Origin of the sequence: Sporosarcina sp. FA9, from assembly GCF_051550205.1 — a bacterium.
GTDB lineage: Bacteria > Bacillota > Bacilli > Bacillales_A > Planococcaceae > Sporosarcina.
On record NZ_CP188819.1, the window covers coordinates 3,342,012 to 3,367,362 of the forward strand.

At 39.2% G+C, this 25,351-nt stretch carries 24 protein-coding genes; 7 read left to right on the top strand and 17 right to left on the bottom strand.

Annotation, left to right across the window (positions count from 1 at the left end; genetic code table 11):
- The first annotated feature begins 106 nt into the window (after window positions 1–106).
- The gene (locus tag ACP8HH_RS17080; RefSeq protein WP_438313347.1) at window positions 107–634 is read left to right on the top strand and encodes a YceI family protein; all 528 of its coding nucleotides are present in this window, start codon (window positions 107–109) and stop codon (window positions 632–634) included.
- A 64-nt stretch (window positions 635–698) separates the two neighbouring features.
- Here the strand turns inward: ACP8HH_RS17080 and ACP8HH_RS17085 are convergent, their stop codons facing one another.
- Window positions 699–1,349 carry a DsbA family oxidoreductase gene (locus tag ACP8HH_RS17085; RefSeq protein WP_438313349.1) on the bottom strand — a complete coding sequence of 217 codons (651 nt, stop codon included), beginning with the start codon at window positions 1,347–1,349 and terminating at the stop codon, window positions 699–701.
- A gap of 249 nt (window positions 1,350–1,598) precedes the next feature.
- Here ACP8HH_RS17085 and ACP8HH_RS17090 point away from each other — a divergent pair, with 249 nt between their 5' ends.
- Window positions 1,599–2,384 carry an AAA family ATPase gene (locus ACP8HH_RS17090; protein ID WP_438313351.1) on the top strand — a complete coding sequence of 262 codons (786 nt, stop codon included), beginning with the start codon at window positions 1,599–1,601 and terminating at the stop codon, window positions 2,382–2,384.
- A 55-nt stretch (window positions 2,385–2,439) separates the two neighbouring features.
- Here the strand turns inward: ACP8HH_RS17090 and ACP8HH_RS17095 are convergent, their stop codons facing one another.
- Both ACP8HH_RS17095 and ACP8HH_RS17100 read right to left on the bottom strand, forming a co-directional pair.
- The gene (locus ACP8HH_RS17095; protein ID WP_438313353.1) at window positions 2,440–3,366 is read right to left on the bottom strand and encodes a manganese-dependent inorganic pyrophosphatase; all 927 of its coding nucleotides are present in this window, start codon (window positions 3,364–3,366) and stop codon (window positions 2,440–2,442) included.
- A 45-nt stretch (window positions 3,367–3,411) separates the two neighbouring features.
- Window positions 3,412–3,855 carry an Rrf2 family transcriptional regulator gene (locus ACP8HH_RS17100; RefSeq protein WP_438313355.1) on the bottom strand — a complete coding sequence of 148 codons (444 nt, stop codon included), beginning with the start codon at window positions 3,853–3,855 and terminating at the stop codon, window positions 3,412–3,414.
- 164 nt (window positions 3,856–4,019) lie between these two features.
- Between ACP8HH_RS17100 and hmpA the strand changes: the two genes are divergently transcribed.
- Window positions 4,020–5,207 carry an NO-inducible flavohemoprotein gene (gene hmpA / locus ACP8HH_RS17105; protein WP_438313357.1) on the top strand — a complete coding sequence of 396 codons (1,188 nt, stop codon included), beginning with the start codon at window positions 4,020–4,022 and terminating at the stop codon, window positions 5,205–5,207.
- Between the two features lie 30 nt (window positions 5,208–5,237).
- On the opposite strand, the gene ACP8HH_RS17110 is transcribed toward hmpA, so the two are convergent.
- The 10 genes from ACP8HH_RS17110 to ACP8HH_RS17155 form a co-directional block, all read right to left on the bottom strand.
- Complete coding sequence (locus ACP8HH_RS17110; protein WP_438313359.1) at window positions 5,238–6,038, bottom strand: alpha/beta fold hydrolase; 801 nt, start codon at window positions 6,036–6,038, stop codon at window positions 5,238–5,240.
- A gap of 160 nt (window positions 6,039–6,198) precedes the next feature.
- Window positions 6,199–7,254, bottom strand: a complete 1,056-nt coding sequence (locus tag ACP8HH_RS17115; protein WP_438313361.1) for a YkvI family membrane protein — start codon at window positions 7,252–7,254, stop codon at window positions 6,199–6,201.
- 218 nt (window positions 7,255–7,472) lie between these two features.
- Complete coding sequence (locus ACP8HH_RS17120) at window positions 7,473–8,075, bottom strand: DNA-3-methyladenine glycosylase (protein ID WP_438313363.1); 603 nt, start codon at window positions 8,073–8,075, stop codon at window positions 7,473–7,475.
- Between the two features lie 39 nt (window positions 8,076–8,114).
- Window positions 8,115–8,810: a uracil-DNA glycosylase gene (locus tag ACP8HH_RS17125; RefSeq protein ID WP_438313365.1), complete on the bottom strand. Its 696-nt coding sequence runs from the start codon at window positions 8,808–8,810 to the stop codon at window positions 8,115–8,117.
- Window positions 8,811–8,965: 155 nt separating this feature from the next.
- Complete coding sequence (locus ACP8HH_RS17130) at window positions 8,966–10,108, bottom strand: MFS transporter (protein ID WP_438319235.1); 1,143 nt, start codon at window positions 10,106–10,108, stop codon at window positions 8,966–8,968.
- Between the two features lie 201 nt (window positions 10,109–10,309).
- Window positions 10,310–11,281 (bottom strand): siderophore ABC transporter substrate-binding protein, encoded by a 972-nt coding sequence (locus tag ACP8HH_RS17135; protein WP_438313367.1) that lies wholly within the window; start codon window positions 11,279–11,281, stop codon window positions 10,310–10,312.
- Between the two features lie 28 nt (window positions 11,282–11,309).
- Window positions 11,310–12,071: an iron ABC transporter ATP-binding protein gene (locus tag ACP8HH_RS17140; RefSeq protein WP_438313369.1), complete on the bottom strand. Its 762-nt coding sequence runs from the start codon at window positions 12,069–12,071 to the stop codon at window positions 11,310–11,312.
- Window positions 12,068–13,018, bottom strand: coding sequence for an iron chelate uptake ABC transporter family permease subunit (locus ACP8HH_RS17145; protein WP_438313371.1), 951 nt, complete (start codon window positions 13,016–13,018; stop codon window positions 12,068–12,070). The genes ACP8HH_RS17140 and ACP8HH_RS17145 overlap by 4 nt, the downstream gene beginning before the upstream one ends.
- Window positions 13,011–13,961 (bottom strand): ABC transporter permease, encoded by a 951-nt coding sequence (locus ACP8HH_RS17150; RefSeq protein ID WP_438313373.1) that lies wholly within the window; start codon window positions 13,959–13,961, stop codon window positions 13,011–13,013. Before ACP8HH_RS17150 ends, ACP8HH_RS17145 begins: the two co-directional genes overlap by 8 nt.
- A gap of 335 nt (window positions 13,962–14,296) precedes the next feature.
- Window positions 14,297–15,133, bottom strand: a complete 837-nt coding sequence (locus ACP8HH_RS17155; protein WP_438313374.1) for a DUF6612 family protein — start codon at window positions 15,131–15,133, stop codon at window positions 14,297–14,299.
- A gap of 237 nt (window positions 15,134–15,370) precedes the next feature.
- Between ACP8HH_RS17155 and ACP8HH_RS17160 the strand changes: the two genes are divergently transcribed.
- Window positions 15,371–17,095: an ABC transporter ATP-binding protein gene (locus ACP8HH_RS17160; RefSeq protein WP_438313376.1), complete on the top strand. Its 1,725-nt coding sequence runs from the start codon at window positions 15,371–15,373 to the stop codon at window positions 17,093–17,095.
- A 240-nt stretch (window positions 17,096–17,335) separates the two neighbouring features.
- Here the strand turns inward: ACP8HH_RS17160 and hflX are convergent, their stop codons facing one another.
- The 3 genes from hflX to putP all read right to left on the bottom strand — a co-directional run bounded on the left by hflX (window position 17,336) and on the right by putP (window position 20,996).
- Window positions 17,336–18,607: a GTPase HflX gene (gene hflX, locus ACP8HH_RS17165; RefSeq protein WP_438313378.1), complete on the bottom strand. Its 1,272-nt coding sequence runs from the start codon at window positions 18,605–18,607 to the stop codon at window positions 17,336–17,338.
- Window positions 18,608–18,671: 64 nt separating this feature from the next.
- On the bottom strand, window positions 18,672–19,361 hold the full coding sequence (locus ACP8HH_RS17170; RefSeq protein ID WP_438313380.1) for a VOC family protein: 690 nt from the start codon (window positions 19,359–19,361) through the stop codon (window positions 18,672–18,674).
- Between the two features lie 105 nt (window positions 19,362–19,466).
- On the bottom strand, window positions 19,467–20,996 hold the full coding sequence (gene putP / locus ACP8HH_RS17175; RefSeq protein ID WP_438313382.1) for a sodium/proline symporter PutP: 1,530 nt from the start codon (window positions 20,994–20,996) through the stop codon (window positions 19,467–19,469).
- A 173-nt stretch (window positions 20,997–21,169) separates the two neighbouring features.
- On the opposite strand from putP, the gene ACP8HH_RS17180 reads away from it, so the two are divergent.
- On the top strand, window positions 21,170–21,631 hold the full coding sequence (locus tag ACP8HH_RS17180; RefSeq protein ID WP_438313384.1) for a nucleoside deaminase: 462 nt from the start codon (window positions 21,170–21,172) through the stop codon (window positions 21,629–21,631).
- Between the two features lie 56 nt (window positions 21,632–21,687).
- Here the strand turns inward: ACP8HH_RS17180 and ACP8HH_RS17185 are convergent, their stop codons facing one another.
- Window positions 21,688–23,247: an FMN-binding glutamate synthase family protein gene (locus ACP8HH_RS17185; RefSeq protein ID WP_438313385.1), complete on the bottom strand. Its 1,560-nt coding sequence runs from the start codon at window positions 23,245–23,247 to the stop codon at window positions 21,688–21,690.
- 99 nt (window positions 23,248–23,346) lie between these two features.
- On the opposite strand from ACP8HH_RS17185, the gene nfsA reads away from it, so the two are divergent.
- Together nfsA and ACP8HH_RS17195 are read left to right on the top strand one after the other, a co-directional pair.
- Window positions 23,347–24,078 (top strand): oxygen-insensitive NADPH nitroreductase, encoded by a 732-nt coding sequence (gene nfsA, locus ACP8HH_RS17190; RefSeq protein WP_438313387.1) that lies wholly within the window; start codon window positions 23,347–23,349, stop codon window positions 24,076–24,078.
- 11 nt (window positions 24,079–24,089) lie between these two features.
- Window positions 24,090–25,253, top strand: a complete 1,164-nt coding sequence (locus ACP8HH_RS17195; protein ID WP_438313389.1) for a class I SAM-dependent methyltransferase — start codon at window positions 24,090–24,092, stop codon at window positions 25,251–25,253.
- Window positions 25,254–25,351 lie beyond the last annotated feature (98 nt).

Here is a 25,351-nt window from a genome sequence, read left to right on the forward strand (position 1 = left end):
TATACTTTTTCGTTCTAATTGGTGGGCCCAAGTAAATTACCTTGACTTCAAGGTAGTTTACTTTATAATAAGAATTAGATTGAAAAAACTTAGGAGGAATTTTATTATGACAAAATGGAATATAGACGCTTCACATACAAGCGTTGGTTTTTCAGTAAGACACATGATGGTTTCAAAAGTAAGAGGACGTTTCACAGGTTTGGAAGGTACGCTTGAAGGGAATCCCGAAGATTTGACAGGTGCTAAGATTGAATTTAAAATCGATGCATCCACAATTCACACAAACAGTGTAGACCGAGACAATCACCTACGTTCTGGAGATTTCTTCGATACAGAAACGTATCCGAACATTACGTTTGTTACGACGGACATCGTGAAAAAAGGGGACACTAAATATGACCTCACGGGCGACCTTACAGTTAGGGACGTAACGAAAAAAGTTACGTTTAAAACAGAATTCGAAGGTACTGCGAAAAACCCTTGGGGCGTAGATATAGCTGCTTTTGAGGCAGAAACTAAAATTTCAAGAAAAGAATTTGGTCTTACATGGAACCAAACGCTTGAAGCAGGCGGCGTTCTTGTTGGCGATGACATTACAATTACAATTGAAGTGCAAGCAAACCCAGCCGAATAAAAAAAGAAAGTCCGGACATTCAATCGATAAGATTGTGTGTCCGGACTTTTTTACCTATTTACTGCTAAACTGATCGAATGCCTTCTTCTTCAGTAACTTTTCGAAGTGCATCGGCAAAAGTTTCCGCCGGTTGTGCACCAGAAATTGCATACTTTCTGTTAATAACGAAAAACGGAACTCCCTGCACGCCTACTTGTCTTGCTTCAGTAATATCCGCTTTCACATCATCTGCAAACTCGTCCGATTCAAACATCTCTTTTGCACGCTCTTGTGAAATCCCAGCTTCTGCCGCGATTTGTAAGAGAACATCTATTTTTCCAACTTCTTTTGCTCCAATAAAGTTCGCATGCAACAAGCTCTCGACTACAGCCCCACCGAGGTTTTCTGTTTCTGCCAGTTTCACCAATCGGTGTGCGTCAAATGTGTTGCCCGGTTTCATATTTTCAAAATCATAGTCCAAACCGACTGTTTTTGCCTGTTCAGAAATATTGTCTGTCATATTGACTGCTTCTTCAAGACTCATATTGTATTTTTTTGAAAGTGCTTCGTGCATTGTCATTTCAGTTGACCTTGGTGAATTTGGGTCAAGTTGATAGGCCTTAAAAACAACTTCTACTATATCTGTTAGCCCCGTAACTTCAAGTGCCTCTTCCAAACGACGTTTACCAATATAGCAAAACGGACAAACATAATCCGACCATATTTCTATTTTCATTATATTTCACACCTTCCCGTACCTCTATATTAATTCTTCAGTAAGAAGGCAACAATGAATATGCCTGATTAAAATTATATGGGTTGTAAAACGAGATGGAATAACGCGGATGAAACTTGGGATTGCCCCTGCCACGGTTCCTGGTTCAGAAAAGATGGGCCGGTCTGGGAGGGTCCAGCTACAAAACCACTCGACTTGTAATGTAATGAGGCCCTGATTTCGGTATACTACCATTAAAGGGGTGTTCAAATGACTTTGAGAGAAATAAAGAGGGTGCGATGGACCGATGAAGATCGCTATCCATTTAACCCGGATCTTATACAAAACTTTGAATCGCTCAAACTGAACGTTCCAGTCACAATTATTGCGGGCGATAACGGCAGCGGGAAAACGACCCTTTTAGAAGGAATAGCAGCCGCAGCGGGAAGTACTTTAATAAGCGGCGAGCATATGGAAATGGATAAATCCTTTTCTCCCGCATTTGAATTGGCAGACGAACTAAAACTAATTTGGTCCGTGAAGACTGGAAACGGCTTCTTTTTCAGGGCATCTGATTTCATCACATATACGAGAAGCTTGGCAAATATCCGCGAAGAAGCTCGCATCACAATGGAGGAAATTAAAAAACGCGATCCAAATAGTCTTGAAATATTGCCCTATGCCAGGACATATTACGAACTCCGACATCTTTACGGCGAAGGTCTCGATAAAAGATCTCACGGAGAGAGTTTTCTAGATTTGTTTCAAGCAAGATTTAACCCGAATGGATTTTACATTTTGGACGAGCCCGAAGCACCACTATCACCAAGTAAACAGCTTACATTGCTTGCTATGATGCATGACATGGCGAAAAAAGGTGCGAAATTCCTCATATCTACGCATTCTCCAATACTTATGGCTTATCCAGAGGCAGACCTATATGAGATTCAAGAAGGTGAACTTGTAAAACTTCCTTTCGAAGAGATTGGGCATGTCCGTTTAACAAAAGACTTCTTGCAAGAACCCGAACGCTATTTTAGGCACTTATTTGATTGAACAAAATAAAACAGGCTACACCGATTTGACTGGTGTAGCCTGTTTCTATTCGTCCTTATTTCAACGCGTCCGTCAAAACTGGTACAATTTGCATCTTTCTTGAAACAATTCCTTTTAACATTCCGCGATTGTTTAAGAGAGTTACGTTAAACGCGGAGCTAGCACGTTCGGCTTCTTTTCCAAGTGCTAAAAAGGTAGAGTCGTTATTGATAATATCTGTAACAACGAAGAGGAACAAACCAAGACCTTTTTCCGCAATTACGCGGTATATAAGGTCTTCAAGTTCTCCTTGCTGACTCATAACGGATTCGACGTCCACGGCATTTACTTGTGCAATTTCAATTTTAATTTCATCAATCATAAATTCTTTAGCATCAAGCGCAATTAAATCCTCAAGTGATTTGCCGCTTAGATCGGTTCCTGCCTTCAACATTTCAAGTCCATAAAGAAGTGGATCTGTTTCACATATCAAAGCAAGTTCATCCGCCGCCAAACGATCTTCCTCTGTAAATGTTGGAGATTGAAATAAAAGAGAGTCAGATATAATAGCTGATAGCATAAGTCCGGCAATGTTTTTGGGGATTTCAATGCCGTTTTCTTTATACAACTTTTTCACAATCGTTGCCGTACAACCGACCGGCTCCGCACGGTAATAAAGAGGATCACTTGTTTCGAAATTTGCAATTCTATGATGATCAATCACTTCAATTATTTGTACATCTTCAATGTCATCCACACTTTGCTGTTTCTCATTGTGATCGACTAAAATAACTCGTCCCACTTCAGTAGCAGCTTTTTCGATCAGTCTTGGTGCTTCAAAACCAAAGTGCTCCAACACATATGCCGTTTCACCTGTTACTGTACCTAGTCTAACTGCTTCAACATTCATGCCCAGCTGCTCTTTTAAATAAGCATAACTAATCGCCGCTGTAATTGAGTCAGTATCCGGGTTTTTATGTCCAAAAACAAATACTTTTTCCATTCAAAATTTCCCCCTGCTCTTCTATAAAATATAGTATCTATAATATCACAAATTCTTACCTAACAAAATCGAAGCAAGTTCTTCATTGTTTTCAATGAAATCAGCCAAAGTATACGAATCCAATACTTTAAAATAAGCATCTAATGCATCATGCAATACATTTTTCAATTTACATGCTGGTGTAATGACACATTTATTCGTAGCACAATTAAAACATTCAACAAGATGAAAGTCTTCTTCTGTTTTCCGCACAATATTCCCTATATTAATTTCGCCTGGTTTCAAATTTAAACGAATACCCCCGCCACGTCCACGAATTGTTTCAATAACACCTATTTTTCCGAGCTCGTGCGTAACTTTCATCAAATGGTTTTTAGATATACTATAGGCATCTGAAATCTCTTGTATCGTAGACATCTCTTTATCGCCTTTCACACCTAGATATAGAAGAACGCGTAAAGAAAAATCCGTATACATTGTTAGACGCATTATTTCACCGTCCTATCCTTTTTTTATTATAGCCTTTGTGGCCGTTTCGTGAAAGAATTGTGGCTAAATCAACAACATTTTGTAAAGATGTATATTATATATATCTTTAATCTCCGATATCATTTATTCTAATAGCATACAAACAAGAGAGGTTGTGCAGATCAATGTTATCACAAGACACAATAAAAATTATCAAATCTACCGTTCCAGTATTGGAGCAACACGGAAAAGCAATCACAACTGTGTTTTACAAAAACATGTTAGAAGCTCATCCTGAACTTCTAAACGTTTTCAACAGCGTAAATCAATCCCAAGGGCGCCAGCAAGCAGCACTTGCGAACACTGTTTATGCAGCTGCGGCAAACATAGATAATCTTGCAGCAATCTTACCAACAGTTTTTCAAATCGCACACAAACATAAATCACTTGGTATTACAAAAGACCAATATCCAATTGTAGGATATTACCTGCTCGGTGCGATTAAAGAAGTACTTGGCGATGCCGCAACTCCTGAAATCATTGCTGCTTGGGGTGAAGCGTATGCCGTCATTGCAGATGTCTTCATCAATATGGAAGACGAAATGTATGCGGACGCTGAGCAAATGGACGGTGGCTGGAGAACATTCAAAGATTTCACCATTACAAATAAAGTGGTGGAAAGTGAAGTCATTACATCTTTCTATTTGAAACCTGTAGACGGAAATAAATTACCTTCTTATAAACCAGGACAATACATCTCCCTTCGCATCAAAATTCCAGGAGAAAAAAATACATTAATTCGCCAGTACAGTTTATCTCAAGCTGAAAACGGTGAGGAATACCGTATTTCTGTGAAACGCGAACAGGATTTCGAACCGAATGGAAAAGTATCTTGCCACCTTCATAATCAATTAGTGGTGGGCAGTACAATCGAAGTTAGTATTCCAGCGGGTGTTTTTCACCTAGACGTTGAGAATACAAAGCCTGTTACACTAATAAGTGGTGGAGTTGGAATTACACCAATGATGAGTATGTACGAAACAATTGCGAAAGAAACACCAAACCGACCCGTCGCATTTTTGCATTCGGCACGCTCACGTTCGTATCACGCATTTGGTGATACATTGCTTAAACTAAATGCTTCACTTACAAATTCGAACTATGCTGTACTTTATTCAGAGGAAGGCGATGGCTTCATTACACGTGAATTCCTTGCGACTAATGTATTGGAAGGTAGCGATATCTATGTATGTGGACCAACACCCTTCATGCAATCTGTAATTCGAGATCTCTATGCACTTGGAATGCCGGAAGATAAAGTTCACTTCGAATTTTTCGGTCCCGCTGTTCAACTGGAACTCGTAGAAGCTTAATAAGCAACTTTCGTCAAAATAGAACAGCCATTATCCAAGTTGGATAATGGCTGTTTTTTGTTCGACTTTTTTTATATAGTCGATGCTTAAATTATTAAATACATCAGGTTGATCAATATTGCATACATGTCCTGAATCTTTTATTTCTATAAATTCAAATACATCAATTCGTCTTACTACCTCTTTAATGGACGGCATAAATAAATAATCTTGGTCCCCCATTAGAAATAGGGTTGGAATAGAAGTAGTTGAAATTTGTAGTCGTGATAAATAAGGATTAATAAGCTTCATAAGTGCAAACCACTTAATAAATTCCTTTTGGCACATCCGTTTTGCTTGGTTGACGAATGCGAGTCTTGATTCCTCATGTTGTTTTCGAGGCATTAAAATATACGCAAACAATTGATAAAGAAGCATATATGGAATAAAACGCTTCGTTAAGCGTGCAATCCATAGTAAGGTTTTTGTCCGAATGTCAAAACGAATAATTGCACCTCCAAGAATGAGTGATTTCACTCGTTCTGGATTAGTGTCCGCAATCGTTTGTGCAACAATTGTTCCAAGTGATATCCCAATGACATGCGTTGAGGAAATCCCAACCTCATCTAGTACGTCTACCACCTCTTTCGAGACTTCCTTGAATGTATCCCCCTTTTTCCAACGGTCTCGTTCAGATTGTCCGTGTCCACGAAGATCGATAAGAAGTATATTATGCTCTTTCCTAAATTCTCTAATTTGCTTATACCAAATAGATGAGCTTCCGCCTGCGCCGTGGACAAAAGTAACCCATGGAGAAGACGGGCTAATTTCATATGTTTTGTAATGAAGCAAGCCGTTCACCCTTCCTAGTGCTCTAGTTATATTAAACCATCATTCACACGTTCGTTTCAACTTATATATACATATTTTTTGGATATTTCGCCAAAATAGCTTCATAGAACAGACATTTTTTTAATATAGAAAAAAGAATGCCCCAAATTTCGGGACAATCTTATCGATCTACTTTATCCGGTAGCCTAAACGATGCAAATATAAGTGCTACAACGAGGAAGAGACCTAAATAACCAATTGTCGGATAGAATATAGCGACTAAATCTGTAAATCCTACAAAGCTTGCGACAAAGCCAACAACAAGTGTTATGAACACAAACATCTTGAACTTACCTGTACCGATTGGAATGAAGCGTGCACCGAAAGCGTAGAACATGCTTACGGCCGTGTTGAAGATCATCCCGAAAAGAATAAATGCCATGACGATTCCAAAGATTGGTGAAATACTATTCACAAGTCCCAACATAGGTAAATTAAGATTAGCCACTTCTTCAACTTTCGAGTAGATTGCTAAATTACTCAGTATGATGAGTACACCTATACCGAGCCCTCCAACAAGCCCTCCCCACGCCGCAACTCTTTCATCTTCTTCAGCACCGCCCATCACAATGGCCATTGAAGCCCCGACTGCGATGTTAAAGGATACATAATTGATGGCTGAAATGAACCAATTGGGCAATGAAGTTTCTAAGTCCAAAGCGATTGGATTGAGCGCAGTAAATGATTCACCCATTGTCGCTAAACAATAAACTGCAACAATAATAACTGTTAAGACTAAAAACGGCGTTATGCTACCGATCACAGCGACTACTTTTTCCACGTTAAGCATAACTGTTAACATAACGAGGATTACCATTAAAAGACTACCGAGGAAACTCGGCAATCCAAACTGTTGATTTAAATTTGCGCCGGCTCCCGCAATCATTACTACTCCTACACCAAACAAAGTGAAGATAATAATATAATCCACAATAATTCCCAAATAACGCCCACTTATTTTATATACAACTTCTTTATGGGACTTGGTACGCATACGACTTCCAAGGCGCGTCAATGTCATCCCTAAATACGCGAACAACGCTGTTGCAATTATAGCTCCGATAATTCCAAGAAGACCAAAGCTTGTAAAGTATTGTACTATTTCTCTTCCAGAAGCAAATCCAGCTCCGACAATGATGCCGATGAAAGCGCTTCCCATTTTCAATATTTTTTTCATGTTGACCTCCAATATATAATGCCGCCGATTGAGATGGCTAGTCTGACCAACTTTCAGAATACTAGGATTGATGTTTACGTCACTGACTAAATTTATCACTATTCAAATAACATTTCAACATTAAAAAAAGACCGAATAAACGGTCTTTTAATTAATTAACTAGTACCACTTTTCTAATACCTGTTGTGTAGATCCACTTTGTCGAAACGATAAGCATTCTAACGGTATTTCGACACATATTTGGAACCTTTTTCAAAAAACCGCCACGGATAATCAACCGCTTCGCCTGAGTTTCCTATCCCAACTCTAGGGCCTGTCTCAATTTCCTTAACTTCAGGTCCCGCAGAAATGAACAAAGGTTTTTCCGACCAATGATGGCCGTAATACTTCATTGTGATACCAAGCGCTTTAGTAAGCTTGCCAGGTCCATTTGTCCAGTCTTTCATTTGAATTTTATCGCCGCGATTCGCCTGCATTTGTTCGAGTCCCTCTATAGGTTCTGCCGCGCGAATTAAAACCCCGTGAGGAGTACCGACGGCTCCGCTGACCACATTCATCAGTGTATGGGTATGCATTTGATATGTGTAGATCAGTCCGGCTTCTTTAAACATAACTTCTGTTCGCTTCGTTGGTTGATTACTAAAACTATGAGCTGCGCGGTCTATCGGTCCTTGATATGCCTCTGTTTCAACAATTCGTGCAACAAGGTATTGGGACAAGGAACCTGGAGGCTGCTCATGAACAATATACTGCCCTATCAAATTTCTTGAAAGCTCTAGGACAGGTACTTGGAAAAACGATTGATCTACGGGTTCATACATTCGAAAAATCCACCTTCAAAACATATTCTTCTTAACTTTTTAATCAAACCTATCTTCGTACGATATTTCCATGTCCTTATTTTCGAGATACGAGTCGCCTTCTAATAATCTTCCGATTTCCAACCAATCCTTATCCAGTGAAGGTCTATGTGACGGACGATAAAAAACAGAGGCTGGATGAAATGTAGGAACAATTGTAAAAGTTTCATTCGTCCAATTAAACGATGTATCCTCAAGATCATTCAAATACTGTACGGGACGTCGAAGCAACTCTCCGTGAAGATCGGTAACTCTTGCCGTCTTTCCCAATAATCTTTGAAGTCCTACGTTACCAAGCGTCACAATAAGTTTTGGCTCAATATTAGCAAGCTCATAATCAAGAATGGGTGCATGGGCCAATATTTCCTTTGTTGTCGGAGGACGATTGTACTTTCGCTCTGTTAATGACCCATCCCGGTTTTTCCTAGTACCCCATCTATATGGCCTACTTCTTACAGTACTCGTAATATATACATCTTCACGTGTTAAACCAATGGTCGATAAAGAATGCATAAGTTCTGTTCCGGCACGACCAATAAACGGTATGCCGTCAACAAGCTCAAACTCACCAGGTGCTTCCCCAATAAGCATCAGTACCGGATTTTTCGGACCTCCTCCGTAAAGAAATCCGTCAACGGGACATCCTTCAATTCGTTTCTTGCCAATTGTCGCAATCGACTCCGGTATACGAAACAACGATGAACCCACCTCCCTACAAGTGAATTTTTTCAATTATCCTATTGGCTTACATTAAACGATACACCTTAAAAATGCTCTTTCCCCAACTGCTGAATTACCTATATTAATTTTCCGAATTAAAAAGAGTCTACCCAGATGAGGTAGACCCACATTCATTCTAATTCCAATTGTTTCGTTTCTGTCCCTAAAAAAACAACGGCTAATACGCCAATTACGATTGCTACGCTGAAAATGCTGAATATAAAACCGAATTCAAAGCCTCTAGCCAAAAGAACACCTACGAGTAGGGGGCCAAATATACCTCCTATCCTCCCAACGGCGGCGGCCATCCCTGAACCTGTCGCGCGTATTGCTGTAGGGTATTGTTCCGGCGAATACGCATACAACGCACCCCAGGCTCCCAAGTTGAAAAAAGATAAGAGCGATCCATAGAGAAGAAGCATTGAAAGTGTCTCTGCATTCCCAAATAAAAACGCACTTGTCGCAGTACCAAGGAGGTAAGTAGCTAAGACGAATTTCCGTCCTGCCCTTTCAATTAACCAGGCGGCTGAAAAATAACCAGGCAATTGAGCAAGCGTCATAATGAGAACATATTTAAAGCTTTTTATCATCACAAAACCTTTTAGCACCATGACGCTTGGAAGCCATAAGAACATTCCATAATATGAAAAGACAACCATAAACCAAACAATCCAAAGCATAAGCGTTCTTTTAATATATTTTTTCGACCAAAGGCTTGTAAGTTTTGATACAGTCGATTGTTTTGGCTTCCCATCCTCAACAAATTTCGGCGAGTCCGGTAAGTTCCTACGAAGATATAGTGCATAAAATGCTGGAAGTGCCGTTATAATAAGTGCGATTCTCCATCCGTATGAAGGAATAACAAAGTAAGCGATTAGTGCCGCAAGCAACCAACCGGCTGCCCAAAAACTCTCCAGTAAGACGACAACTCGTCCACGTTCGTTTGCCGGAACACTTTCTGAAACGAGTGTCGATGCTACTGGAAGCTCTCCGCCTAATCCTGCGCCTACAAAAAATCGTAAAATTAAAAATGCTGTTAACGTCATTGAAAATGCTGATAATCCACTTGCGATAGAAAACAGGACTATCGTGAGCATAAATACAGTTTTTCGCCCAATACGATCCGCTAATATACCAAAACCAAATGCCCCGACGGCCATACCAATCGAATTGACACTTCCAATCCAACCCGCTTGGGTAGACGTTAAATTCCAATCAATTGCAATTGCTGCGATGACGAACGATAAAATACCGACGTCCATCGCATCGAACATCCAACCCGTACCTGCAAGACCCAATAATTTATTCCTTGAGATTTCCTTTTTTTTCTTAGCCAATCCCCTCACACCCTTCGATGTATAGTCCCGTGTCATGACACTAGTCCACTATACTGTATTTACCGCTCTATGGCAAAACATTTTTAAGGACAAAAAAAGATTGACTCAGTTACGAACCAATCCCATTCTTATTATCTATTATAGAGCAGCTTCTACTTCTTTAATCATTTCCTTCATAGAAAGCAATCCGCCACCAGATAAGTACCAGTACTCGCCGTTAAGATAAACCATTTTGTCATTTTTATATGCATCTGTTTTTATTACTAATTCATTTTCAAGCGAATCTTTTACACTGGATTCATTCCCAATTGCCGCATCACGGTCAATAACGAATAAAATACCTGGATTCGTAGTTAGAATATATTCAAACGTAATATTTTGTCCATGTGTAGAAGCTTCAATCTTCTCGTCTGCTGGCGCAAATCCGAACACATCATGGATAATACCAAAACGTGAACTTGGACCATAAGCACTTACTTTACCTTCAGTTCCTAGGACAATAAGAGATTTTGCTTCTACAGCAGATGCTTTTTCTTTAATTGTAGCAATTTGAGCATCGATATCAGCAAGTTCTGCTTTCATATCGTCTTCTTTACCGAAAATTTCAGCAACAAGCTCCATATTGTGTTTGAATGATTCCATGTAATTTGCATAATCAAGACCTACAAATACTGTGGGTGCGATTTCTGCGAACTGATCATACAAATCTGCCTGACGACCAGAAATGAAAATTACATCTGGTTTCATAGCGTGGATTGCTTCGAAGTCAGGTTCTTTCAAGCTGCCAAGGTTTGTGTATTTTGAGTCTTCATATTTACTGAGGTATCCTGGAACGCTTGATTGTGGTAGTCCTGCTACTTCAACACCTAATTCGTCAAGTGTATCAAGAATACCGAAGTCAAAAACAACAACTGTTTCTGGGTTTTTATCGATTTCAACTGGATTTTTATCCAGTTCGTGTTCCACAGTTACCTTTTCAGCTTCTGCTTCAATTACTGGCTCTTTATCGGTAGTTCCTGAAGTTACAGGTTTCTTCTCATCTTTCGTTCCACACGCAGCCATCACGACTAGTAAAGCCATCATCATAATTGTTATTAATATCTTTTTCATTTAAAACCATCCTCTTCTTTTTGATTAATTACGAATTAAAATAAACGCATATACGACAATTACTCATTTGCTTTATTGGTATTTCCATATCATAAATTTCTCTTAATGATTCCGAATTTATAATATCATTCGTAGGTCCATCTTTTACGACACGACCCTCTTTTAGTGCAACGATGCGATCTGAATAGACCGAAGCAAAGTTAATATCATGAAGAACGATAACGACCGTCTTTCCAAGTTCATCCACTAGTCTTCTTAGAATCTTCATAATCTGAACGGAGTGCTTCATATCTAAGTTGTTAAGTGGTTCGTCGAGTAAAATATAGTCAGTATCTTGAGCAATAACCATAGCAATAAACGCCCTTTGCTTCTGTCCACCCGATAGTTCCTCAAGATAATCATTTTCCATGTCCATCAATTCCATATAATCCATTGATTGATTGATTATTCGTAAATCCTCTGCACCCAGTCGCCCTCTGGAATGTGGAAAACGACCAAAGGATACAAGCTCACGAACAGTCAATCTAACATTCATATGATTTGCTTGTTTCAATATCGACACACGTTTTGAAAACTCATTAGATTTCATTTTTTTCACATTTTCATTATCGACAAGAACTTCACCCGTATCTGCATCCAAAAGACGACTCACCATCGAAAGAAGCGTTGATTTACCTGCCCCATTCGGTCCAATGAAGGAAGTAATTTTCCCACGATGAATATCCACACTAACCTTTTCAACGACCGCTTTTTTACCATAAAACTTACTGATTTCACGGACCTGGATCATGTAGATCGACTCTCCTTTAATAGTAGATAGATAAAGTAAATTCCTCCAACGAAATTGATAATAACACTTAGTGTTGTGGAGAATGTAAAGACGCGTTCAACAACCCACTGTCCGCCAACGAGTGCAATTACACTCATCGCTGATGCACCAATAATAAGTACAGAATGTTTATACGTTTTAAAAAACTGGTAGGACAAGTTTGCTACGATAAGACCGAAGAACGTAATCGGCCCGACTAAGGCGGTTGATACTGCGATTAGGATTGAAGACAAAATTAAGATCTTTTTAACGACCTTATTATAGTTAACACCTAAACTTATGGATGTATCTCTTCCAAGTGAAAGTACATCTAGATCATTAATAGATCGCCAACCAATTAGTAAAGAAATTCCTACAATTGCGAGTGCCCACCAAACGAGATCACCACTGACATTATTAAAGCTTGCAAACATTTTGTCTTGAACGAGTAAAAATTCATTCGGGTCAATAAGTACTTGTAAAAATGTAGAAATACTGCCGAAAAATGTCCCTACAATTATTCCAACCAATAGAAGGAAGTAGATTGGTCGTTTCCCTGATTTAAACAAGAAACGATATAAAATTAAAGCGAATACGACCATTGCAGAGACCGATAATATAAAGTTGACATGCTTATTAACAATCGTCACATGACTCGAGCCAAGGAAAAAGATAATAACTGTCTGAAGCAATAGATAAAGTGAATCTAGCCCCATTATGCTCGGTGTCAAAATACGGTTATGTGTGATTGTCTGAAAAATAACAGTTGAATACGCAACTGCCACTCCCGTAATCACCATCGCTAATACTTTGATGCCACGACGCGGTAGTGCATAGTCGAAACTTCCATTCAAACCTTGAAACAGATATAGACCACAGAAAACAGCTGCAATTGCAGTGAGAATAATTATTTTTGTAGAGTTACGCATAGGCTTTCCTCCTAAACAACAAGAAAAGGAAGATTCCACTACCAATAACACCAACCATGAGACTAATTGAAATCTCATACGGATAAATAAGAACCCTACCCAATATGTCACAAACAAGTAAAAAGTTTGCCCCTAGCAGTGCAGTATGCGGCAATGTTTTCTCAATATTATCGCCTTTAAATATTGATACGATATTTGGAATGATTAAACCAAGAAAAGGAATCATTCCAACCGTCAAAACAACTGTTGTCGTAATAAGTGCTACGAGCACCAATCCTATATTGACAATTCGTCTATAAGCAAGCCCAAGGTTTCTAGAAAAGTCTTCTCCCATGCCTGCCACAGTAAAGCGGTTTGCATAAAAGTAGGCAATCACAAGAACTGGAATACTTATGTAAAGAAGTTCATAACGTCCTTTCATAATCATCGAAAAATCACCTTGTAACCAAGCCGACATATTTTGGATGATATTCGATCTGAATGCAAAGAACGTTGTTACTGATGATAAAATACTACCGAACATTAGACCGACAAGTGGAATGAATATTGCATCCTTAAACTTAATGCGGTCAAGAATTTGCATGAATAAAAAGGTTCCACCAAGTGCAAATGCAAAAGCAACAACCATTTTTTCCATTGTAGATGCATTTGTGAATACAAGCATAGACACAAGAATTCCAAGTCGCGTTGCATGGAGTGTTCCCGCTGTTGTAGGGGAAACAAATTTATTCCTGCTCAGCTGTTGCATAATGAGTCCAGCTATACTCATCCCTGCACCCGCAAGAAGAATTGCAATTAGTCTAGGAAAACGACTAATTAAAAATATTTCTGTTTCCTCTGATTTGAAATCTAGCAGATCCATCGGTGTAATACTACTCACACCAACAAATAATGATATGAGTGATAGAACGATAAGTGCTATGAATAAATAACGTTTTTTCATGGGTAACCCCGACATTAATTATTTGAAGCTAATTGAGAATCCAGTACTGAAAACCATTATCAATTAGACTCAATATCCACTATATATCACGGGGCAGTAGGGTGTCAAACTATAACTGAAAATGATTCTCAATAGATTTGTTTATTGAGAATATAGTTCGATTCTGTGAACTTATGGGACCTTTTCTGCGATAAGCCCGCAGTCATAATGCTTTTTTCAAGCTATTACTGCCCACTTTCAGACTGTACAACTAAAGTAGAAAGAACCGCCTAATCCCCCTGCTAATCTAGACAAAAAAATCCACAGGGCTCATTTCCCTGTGGATTTCCTTATTATTATTCAGTGACTGCATCCAAAACCTCTTGTGGTACTTTGATTTCTTTTAGTTCATTTATTTTGCTGATTTCTGCTTTTGTATTCTGTTTGATGCGCATTGTTCCATCTTCAGGTCCCATTTCCATGTCCATAATCATTGTAAATGCCGTTGTGCTGAACGTCTTTTTATCTATAAAGATTTCATATTCCATTTCGTGAATAATCATGCTTTCCAATACTTTAGCATCCTCTTCATCCATTCCATCTAGCATTCCACTTGAATCCAGTTGCTCTTTTACAAGATTTTTAAATTTTTCTCCAGAAGCTTTCAGTTTCAAAACATATTGATTGTCATCTTGTTCAAACGTAAAATCTTCTATATATTCTTCAAGTAAATTTAAATCTAAAGTTGGATCTGCACCATCCGCCATCGAACCCATTACCTCTTCATACAATTCCTCCGGAAGTTTCATCCATTCTTCAGATTCCGGATCTTTCATTAAAAATCCATCTTCAGTCAAGTAGAGTTCTGTTTCCATAATACCCGCTTCGCCCATATCCATTTCAATAACTTGGTGCATCGCTAGCGGCTCTACAATCACATCCATGTCCATTTTAATCTTCATATCCATATTCAGTCCCTCAACAGGGGAATCCATATTTTGCACAATGTCCATTTTCGCATGTAAACTATTTTGTTTTTCCGAAGTTTCCTGCGCTTTTTGGAATACTTCTAGAATTGTTAGCTCACTCTTTTTTGATGTATCCGTCCCCGGCATTACGTCTGCGATGCTACCACAAGCAGCCAATCCAAGAACGAGAATACCTGTCGCAATTCCTTTTATCCAGTTTTTCAAAATATTCTCTTCCTTTCTTTTTCAGTTAACCTACATCTACTCATACGAACCAATAGTTAGAAGGTTCCCGATAATTGGTAAATGAGTAAAGACGAGCATAATGTCTCACATCTGAAGAACAGTACATTCCTCCCAACTAATCGTGTCTTTATTTTCAATTTTTAGAAATGAAACATCGTTTTCCTATCCAAAGTCCGCTATACTATCCTTTATAACTGGAAAGGAGAATTACATTTCATGCTTAAAAAGTTTTTTTCATATTATAAACCACATAAACGACTATTCATCATCGACTTCTCAAGTGCGATTTTCGTGGCATTACTCGAACTCGCCTTTCCTTTAGCCGTTCGGTGGTTCATCGATAAGCTGCTTCCGGGTGGCGATTGGGGGAAAATCGTCACCGTCAGCATTCTGCTGTTAACCATCTACATATTCAGTACATTTTTACAATACATTGTAAGCTATCTTGGTCATAAGCTAGGCATTAATATTGAAACGGACATGCGTCAACAACTGTTCAATCATGTGCAACGACAGTCGTTCCGATTCTTTGACAATACGAAAACAGGTCATATTATGAGTCGAATTACGAATGATTTATTCGACATCGGAGAACTCGCACACCATGGACCCGAAGATTTATTCATTGCCATTATGACACTCGTCGGCGCATTTATACTGATGTACAGCATCAATCCAGAACTAGCACTTATCGCAATTGTGATGGTACCTCTTCTAATTATCTTGGTTACGTTTTGTAATATTAAAATGAATGCCGCTTGGACAAATATGTACGGTAAAATTGCCGATGTGAACGCACGTGTTGAGGATAGTGTTTCTGGAGTACGTGTCGTGCAATCTTTTACAAACGAAGATTTTGAAATTGGTCGTTTTAAAACAGATAATGGCAACTTTAGAATTGCAAAACTTGTTGCGTATAAAGTGATGGCCTGGACTCATTCGAGTATGTATATGATGACCCGATTGATGACCCTCGTTGTTCTGGTTGTTGGTGCTTGGTTTACAATCACTGATAAAATAACTCCTGGTGAACTCGTAGGATTTATTTTATTCGTCAATTTGCTCATTAAACCCGTCGATAAAATTAGTGCTCTTTTAGAATTGTATCCAAAAGGAATGGCAGGATTTCGGAGGTTCCAGGAATTAATTGATGTAGATCCTGAAATTGAAGATCTACCGGACGCCGTTGAAGTAGAACATCTAAATGGAGATATTGCATTTGACAATGTTCACTTTAAGTACGATGCACATAACGAAGTCCTTTCGGGAATCAACTTGAAAATCAAGTCAGGCGAAACCGTAGCCTTCGTTGGTCCTTCCGGGGCTGGAAAAACGACGATTTGTTCACTTATCCCTCGTTTTTACGATGTGAATGAAGGTGCAATCACAATTGATGGAATGGACATTCGTAATATGACAACGAAATCCCTACGACAACAAATCGGGATTGTTCAACAAGACGTGTTTCTATTCACAGGTACGATTCGCGAAAATATTGCTTACGGTAAAGGCTCGGCGACAGATGAAGAGATTTTCGAAGCTGCAAGAAAAGCACATTTGGAATCGATGATTGATGCACTTCCACTTGGCTATGAAACTCAAATCGGAGAACGCGGTCTCAAACTTTCCGGCGGACAGAAACAGCGTCTCGCCATTGCCCGTATGTTCTTGAAAAATCCACCTATCTTGATTTTAGATGAAGCAACATCTGCACTCGATACAGAAACAGAACGCATCATCCAACAATCTCTTGCAGAACTTGCAGAAAATCGAACAACACTCATCATCGCGCACCGACTCGCAACTATTCGTGACGCAGACCGAATTCTAGTAGTCACAGATGAAGGAATTACCGAGGACGGAAAATACGATGATTTGGTCAATAAAGGCGGCCAATTCGCCCGCTTGCATAACATTCAATTTAAAGAAGTTAAAAGCTGAGGATCAGGATAGCGTTGCGAGGTTTCCAAAAAACATTGCCAACTTTGGGCAAAACGTTGCGAACTTTGATGAAAACGTTGCGAGGTTTCAAGAACGTTGCGAACTTTGGGCAAAACGTTGTGAACTTTGATGAAAACGTTGCGAGGTTTCAAGAACGTTGCGAACTTTACCAACCCTATCCCTTAAACAAAATAAAAATCTGCACCCCATGACGTAACAGCTCATGGGATGCAGATTTTTTTATTGCACTATAATAAACTCTTCAAATCGTTTGCGATCCGATGCGAGCATACCAACAGTCATATATGTCCCCTCTTCTTCGTAAGTTACATCCTTCACACTAGCTTCATTATTCAAGTAGGAAACGACATCGCCGCGGTCAAAAGGTACAAGAAGTTTACATGTGATGTATTTATCGAAAACATGACTCTTAATTAAATCCACTAACTCATCCAAACCTTTTCCTTCTTTTGCGGATAGCCAAATATTATTATCACTTACTTTTGGATAACTTACATCTGCTAAATCGGCCTTATTAAAGACATTTACCGTAGGAACGTTTTCTACACCGACGTCTTGTAATGCTTTATTCGTGACGTCCATCATAAACCGATATTCAGGATGCGAAACATCGACGACTTGTAAAAGTAAATCTGCATTTCTCGCCTCTTGAAGTGTTGAGCGGAACGCTTTTATAAGATGTGTTGGTAATTTACCGACAAAACCAACTGTATCCGTAAGTAGAAACTCTTTATTATCCGGCAATCGAACCCTGCGGACAGATGTGTCAATTGTAGCGAACAGCATATCTTCTTCAAACACTTGCTTCGTTTCCTCAGCATTCATCCTTTTGAGTAGTTCATTCATAATTGTCGATTTTCCAGCATTCGTATATCCAACTAGAGAAACAACTGGTGTACCGCTTTTGGTTCGTTGTTTCCGCTGAGTTTCACGTTGATCTTGAACATTTTCAAGATCTCTTTTCAACTTGGCAATTTGGTCTTCAATTATTCTACGGTCCAGTTCAAGTTTCGTTTCTCCCGCACCTTTGTTTTGTAATCCACCACCCGTGCCACCGCCTTGTCTACCAAGTGATGCACGTAAACCAATTAGTCTCGGCAACATATATTGAAGTTGCGCAAGGTCTACTTGCATCCTCGCTTCGCTTGTCCGAGCACGTCTACCGAATATATCTAAAATGAGCATTGTGCGGTCAATTACTTTACATTCCAAGCTATTTTCTAAATTCCGAATTTGAGAAGGGGATAGCTCATCATTAAAAATCACTAAATTTGCATCTGCTTCATCATAGTAATTCTTTATTTCATCAATCTTTCCCGTTCCAACATAATGGGATGGATTTCTCCGTTCAAGATTTTGCGTTACAGTCCCTACTACTACAACTTCAATTGCCTCTGCAAGGTTTTGCAATTCTTCCATTGAATACTCAAAATGAGTATCCGTTTGTGTTTTTACTCCAACTAGAATGGCACGTTCAATTATCGAATCCAAACAAAAACTCCTCCCAACAAACTATAAACAATTGCAAAGTAATGGAAATATTATTCTTGTTAGATCAAGCTTGTCCAATCATTACTTCAGACAATCTTTCTTTATCCATTTCATCCGTTTTTTGAATAAAGCTCAAAGTAGCATTCGGCAATATGAGTCGATTTCCACTACGCTCCAAAGAGAATAGGTTTGCCCATTTATCAGCTGTTTCTACTGGATACTCTACACTAAAAACACATTCTTTAACTTCAAATTGCTCGCTACTCGGAATAATTGATCCATCCGCACGAAGAATTTTATAACGTTTATCGTCTTTATCATCCCATTCAATTAGGAGCGGAAGTGGAAGAGTATCCGAAATTTGCTGTTCAATATTCAGCATACTCCATTTTCGTATTTTACCGTCCACTGTTTTTCGTTCAGACTTTAAAATGCCCGATGAGCGAATCCCATTACTCGTAATACTTTTATGAAGCGCTTCAAGGTCATCGACGGCAAGACAAATTGTTCCCCAGCCTTCTTCATCCAAAAGAAGTTGTTCAATAAGCGGATGCTTTGTCTTCTCCGCAATTTCCTGATTTTCAACAGCAATCCATTCAATGTAAGTATTCTTTAAATACATTAGCGCATTATAACTACCCCATTGTAAATGACTACCGCCAATAACTGCATGTTTTCCTTCCGATTTTTGTTCAGCCACTACTTCTTTCGGTGTTTTACTCGTAAAATAAACAACATGATCCAGTTTAATCACTTAAATCCCTCTTTCCAACTATGTATTCTTTTGTTCTAAAAAGCTTCCCAAAAAAACTCTATAAAAAAAACCGCAACTTTTCACAGTCGCGGGTATTCAATTTAATTATTGATCTCTTTTTAGTATTTCAACCGTATCCGTAAATTCTTTTTCAATTTCAGCATTATGTTTATACGTCATATTACTGACAACAATAGTTACAATAAGACAAAGTAGGAAACCCGGTACAATTTCATACAGATTGCTTGTTGCAAATTGAACAAACTCAGGCATCTTAGTATAAAGTTTACCCGTAAATTGTTCAAAGTTACCCCAAATAATTACTGTTATTGCACCAACAAGCATTCCCCAAAGTGCCCCTTTTGCCGTAATTTTTCTCCAGTAAAGAGATAAAAGTATAATCGGACCAAACGAAGCACCAAAACCAGCCCATGCGAATGAAACAAGCTTAAGTATCGTATCATGGTCACCCCAAGCGAGAAACGCTGCGATAACGGAAACAAAGAGTACAGCTATTCTCCCTAAAAATACATATTGTTTATCCGACGCATCGGTTTTAATAATTGCTTTGTATAAATCCTCAATTAGTGCTGAAGAAGTTACGATTAACTGTGATGAAATGGTGCTCATTATCGCTGCAAGAACTGCTGCAAGCATTAGTCCTGCAATGAACGGATGGAAAATCACTTGTCCTAGAGCGATAAATACAGCTTCTTTATCAACGAGTATTGCTCCAGCATTTTGCTGATAGTAAGCAATTCCGACAAGTGCAGTTGCAATGGCGCCTAACAAACTTAAAACCATCCAACCGATACCGATTCTACGAGCACTTTTCGTTTCACTTACGGATTTAATCGCCATGAATCGAACGATAATATGTGGCTGTCCGAAATACCCAAGTCCCCAAGCGACCGCGGATAATATTCCGATAAATGTCGCCCCCGAAACGAAGTTCAGTAATTGCGGGTCCACCTCTCGGATACTAGCCGCAGTTTCAGCTAATCCACCCGTTAGAAATATCCCAAACGTTGGAACAAGTATCAGCGCAAGAAACATAATGAGGCCTTGAATGAAATCGGTATAACTAACTGCAAGAAAACCTCCGAAAAGCGTGTATGCAACAACGACAGCCGAAACAATTAGGAGTCCCGTATGATATTCAAGACCAAACGAACTCTCGAAAAATACGCCTCCCGCAACCATTCCTGAGGATACATAAAATGTAAAGAAAATAAGAATAATAATTCCTGATGCGATTCGTAAAAGTCCCGACTGATCTTTAAGCCGGTTTTCCAAAAAGCTTGGAATAGTAATGGATTCATTTGATATTTGTGTGTAAACTCTTAGCCTTGGAGCAACAAATAACCAGTTTAAATAGGCACCAACTGTAAGTCCAACCGCTATCCAAGCTTCTACGAGTCCGCTTATATAGATTGCACCCGGCAACCCCATAAGGAGCCAACCAGACATATCTGCCGCTCCTGCGCTTAGTGCAGTGACAGCGGGGCCAAGAGACCGACCGCCAAGCATATAATCTGTGAGATTTGTTGTTTTCCTGAAAGCGTAATAACCGATGAGTAACATCGCGGCCATATACAATATAATTGCAATTAATTGATACATATCGCTCGACATTTTTTAAAACCTCCATTTTTGTAATATGACAATTATAGCACAAATACATCAAACCAATCCCTATTTTAGAAAAGTCACTTTACTTATAGTATACTATTATAATATGACACCAATCATCAATTTCAACATGATTTCCCGGGAAATCTTTGGTATTCGACAAGGAGGAATAATCAATGACTCACGAAAAATGGCTCCAAGAAACAATCTCTATGGCGGTTAAAAATGTCAATGATGGCGGTGGGCCTTTTGCAGCAATCGTCGTACAGGATGGAAAAGTTATAGGCAAAGGTACAAATCTTGTCCATCTAAACAACGATCCTTCAGCACACGCAGAGCTCTTGGCTATAAAAGAAGCATGCCAAGCATTAGCTTCAACAGATTTATCCGACTGTGTTTTATATGCCAGCGGTGAGCCTTGTCCTATGTGCTTAGGGGTTGCTTACTCGACAACAGTCGGAGAAATTTACTATGCCTGCAGTAAAACGGATGCCTATAATGAAACATCGTTTGGTATTCCAGTATCCCCATTTTATACAGATCAAAACAAAGCACCTGAAAAACGGACTATCCCTTTTATTCATTTAGAAACGAAGGATGCACTTGCCCCTTTTCACAAATGGAAACAGACACAATAATTAAAAAAGCGTATTTCCCTTCAATATGAAAGGAAATACGTTTTTACTATTCCAATTTATTCAACCGGTGATACTCTACCCCGTTCATCTTTGTAAACAAGATGATGCCTCTCAAACTTTGTCGGTGAATCTAGACCTGCTGCCGCGGCAATTCGGAAAAGCCCTTCACGCATCGTTAAAATATAATTGGTAACACGATATTTCTTCTCTTCAACGACAAGACCCTTTTGTAATTTTGCATCCGTCGTTGCAACACCTGCCGGACAATCATTTGTATGACAACGATGTGCCATGATGCACCCAACAGAAATCATGAATCCACGTGCTACTTGAACCAGATCCGCCCCCATTGCAAGAACAATTGCAGCACGATCTGGTGTTGTAATTTTACCGGAAGCAATAATTTTCACACGGTCCCGTACTTCGAACTTCCTAAGTGCATCATCTAGAAGAATAATTGCGGAACGAAGGGGTAATCCTACACTATCTGCAAGATCTTGATACGTAGCACCAGAACCGCCTTCACCGCCATCTAGTGAAATGAAATCGGGCCCTTTCCCAGTCTTACTCATAAACGAAGCAAGTTCTTCGGCATCTGGTTGGCCACCAATTACAATTTTAATGCCAACAGGTTTACCCGAATGATTGCGTACTTTTTCAATAAAATCGAACAGCGATGGATAATCATCAAACTGATGAAAGCGGTTCGGACTGTTGATAGATGTGTACGGCACAACATTTCGAATTGCCGCGATTTCCTCTGTCACTTTTGAGCCTTCAACATGGCCACCACGCATTTTAGCACCTTGGGCAAGTTTAATTTCAAACGCTTTTACTTGTGGCATATCTGCCTTTTCTCGAAGTAAGTCCCAACTGAACTCACCATCTAGCGTCCTGAAGCCGAATAACCCTGATCCGATTTGCGCAATAATGTCCGCATTACCTGCTAAATGATGTTTAGACAGACCGCCTTCTCCGGTATTCATCCAAGCACCTTGTGCCATTCCGATTCCCTTTGACAAAGCAGTAATTGCATTCTCTCCTAAAGCGCCGAAACTCATTGCGGATTGCCCAAGCAAACTCCGAACGCGAAACGGGTGCTCACAGTTTGGTCCAAGAACAACTGCATCTTCTTCTGGCAACAACCACGGTAGTGTCGGAAGTGCTTCACGATGCTCTTTTCGGGCAAATAAATTATCAGCATCTACGATATAACGCATCGTATCTACAAGGTTTTCATTATCAACACGCATTTCTTCATTTTGTTTTGTGAACATTGAATTTCGTATAAAGAATCCCGCTTCTTCAAAGTCACGTTTTGAACCAAATCCAATGACACTATTTAAATATTTTCCCGGAAGCACCATACGTAAATACTCTTCGCGGTTGAAGGGTTGTCCATCATTATCGTCGTCAAATAAATATTGCCGTAATTCGGGACCGGTCTTTTCAAGCATATACCGCATGCGCCCTAAAATTGGATAATTTCTTAAAATTGCATGTTGCTTTTGTTTCCTGTCATAAAAATACAGAAAGATTGCGATTATTATTGGGATGATCACTAAGAACAATACAAGCAGCGTCGTTGTAATAGAGATACTTTCAAGCCAACTCATGTCTTCACACCTTTCTAAGCTATATTAGTAGTTTACCACTATTCTCGCATGGTAATCTTAATTCATAGATAAAAAAGTATTTATTGGAGGAGGAGTTTAATGGTTATTCAATTACTGACATCACATGCATCTGTAAGAAAATACAAGGACATACCGATATCAAAAGAAGAAGTACTTGAAATAATTCGTATTGGGCAACATGCAGCAAGTTCTCATTTCGTCCAAGCCTATTCAGTGATACATGTTACAGACAAAGTTAAACGGGAAAAACTTGCAGAGTTCTCCAAAAACCCCGTTCAAATTTTAGGAGCTGGTGCTGTACTCGTCTTTTGCATCGACTTTCATCGTCTAAAAAAAGCCGCAAACTTACTAGATAAAAACATCGACTTTTCATATGCAGAAAGTACACTGGTCGGCGTTACAGACGTCGCACTTCTTGCACAGAATGTAGCCATAACAGTGGAGTCTAAAGGTTACGGCATCTGTTATATTGGCGGTGTTCGAAATGCTCCTGCTGAAATTAGCGATTTATTCGGTTTGCCAGAAGGCGTAGCACCTATGTATGCGATGACAATCGGCGTTCCCGATGAGGCAAATGAAGTGAAACCAAGACTTCCAGTAGAAGCGATTGTTCATGAAAATGAATACGATAGTGAAAAATACAATGAAATTTTACCGTCCTACGACAAGACATTAAACGACTATTATATGAGCCGGGGATCTAATCGGAAAGATGCTGCATGGTCGGACTCTATGGCTAAATTTCTAGGTTCTCCTAGAAGGATGCATATGAACGAATTTTTGAAAACTAAAGGATTTGACTTTAAGTAGGAGAGATTAGTATGAACTTCGAGGAATTAATAAAGTTATTAACTGAACGATTCACAAACGGTACTTTTATAAATGGGACAATTAGTCAACCACGCTCAAAAACCGATGACCTAAAACGTGTTCGGATTAAACCCATTGAATTACGCGGTGAACTGCATATTCAATTCGAATATCAGTTTGAACGTATTTTAAAACATGAAAACATATCCGCAAACAAACTGTATCCAAAGCTACTCGAATTACTTGAACAGTTTAGACAAGTCCACGCCGAATTTTCCGACGAAATAGTCCACGTGCAATTGTCCAAGAAATTTAAAGTCCTATGGAAATCTGAAAAAGTACAATCGGAAAAAACCCTTAATTTATCACATAACAGAAAGAAAAATTACTTACTTGATGAAAATACTCCGTATCCGTTCTTAGTGCGGCTAGGAGTTCAAACGCCAGACGGTAAGGTAAAGAAGCAGAAACACGATAAGTTTAGACAAATAAATCGTTTTGTCGAGTTCATTGATGATTCCTTGGTGCATCTTCCAAAAGATCGAACCATTCGGATTTTGGATTTCGGCTCTGGTAAATCCTATTTAACTTTCGCGCTGTATCATTACTTACGAATTGAAAAAGGTCTCGACATCAAAGTAACGGGCTTAGACTTGAAAAAAGAAGTGATTGAAGAATGTAGCTTAATTGCAAAAGACCTTGGCTACGATCATCTTGAATTTCTCGTCGGGGATATTAACGATTATTATGAGGAAACATCTGTCGATATGGTCGTTACATTACATGCGTGTGACATAGCAACGGACATGGCGCTAGCACGTGCTGTCAAATGGGGGGCGAAAGTTATTTTGAGCGTTCCTTGTTGCCAACATGAATTGTTCCAACAAATTAGTTCACCTGCACTTGATGTAATGCTACAACACGGGTTAATTAAAGAACGTTTCTCCGCACTCGCAACCGACTCCATCCGTGCGGAACTATTGTCACTCGTTGGATACGAAACACAATTGCTTGAATTCATCGACATGGAGCATACGCCGAAAAACATATTAATACGTGCGTACCACACAGGAAAAAAATCCACAGACGCCGATCGAGCCCGATATACGGAGTTCAGAAACGTATTGAATGCCAAGCCGTTTCTTGAGCAAGAGCTAGGCAATCTCTTGGATTAACCACGAAAACCATTCCAGTCTGCCAATAGACTGGAATGGTTTTTTTGAAATTAAAGCCGTTGTTTTATTATTGCTAATAGAAAGTTGAATCGTTTTAT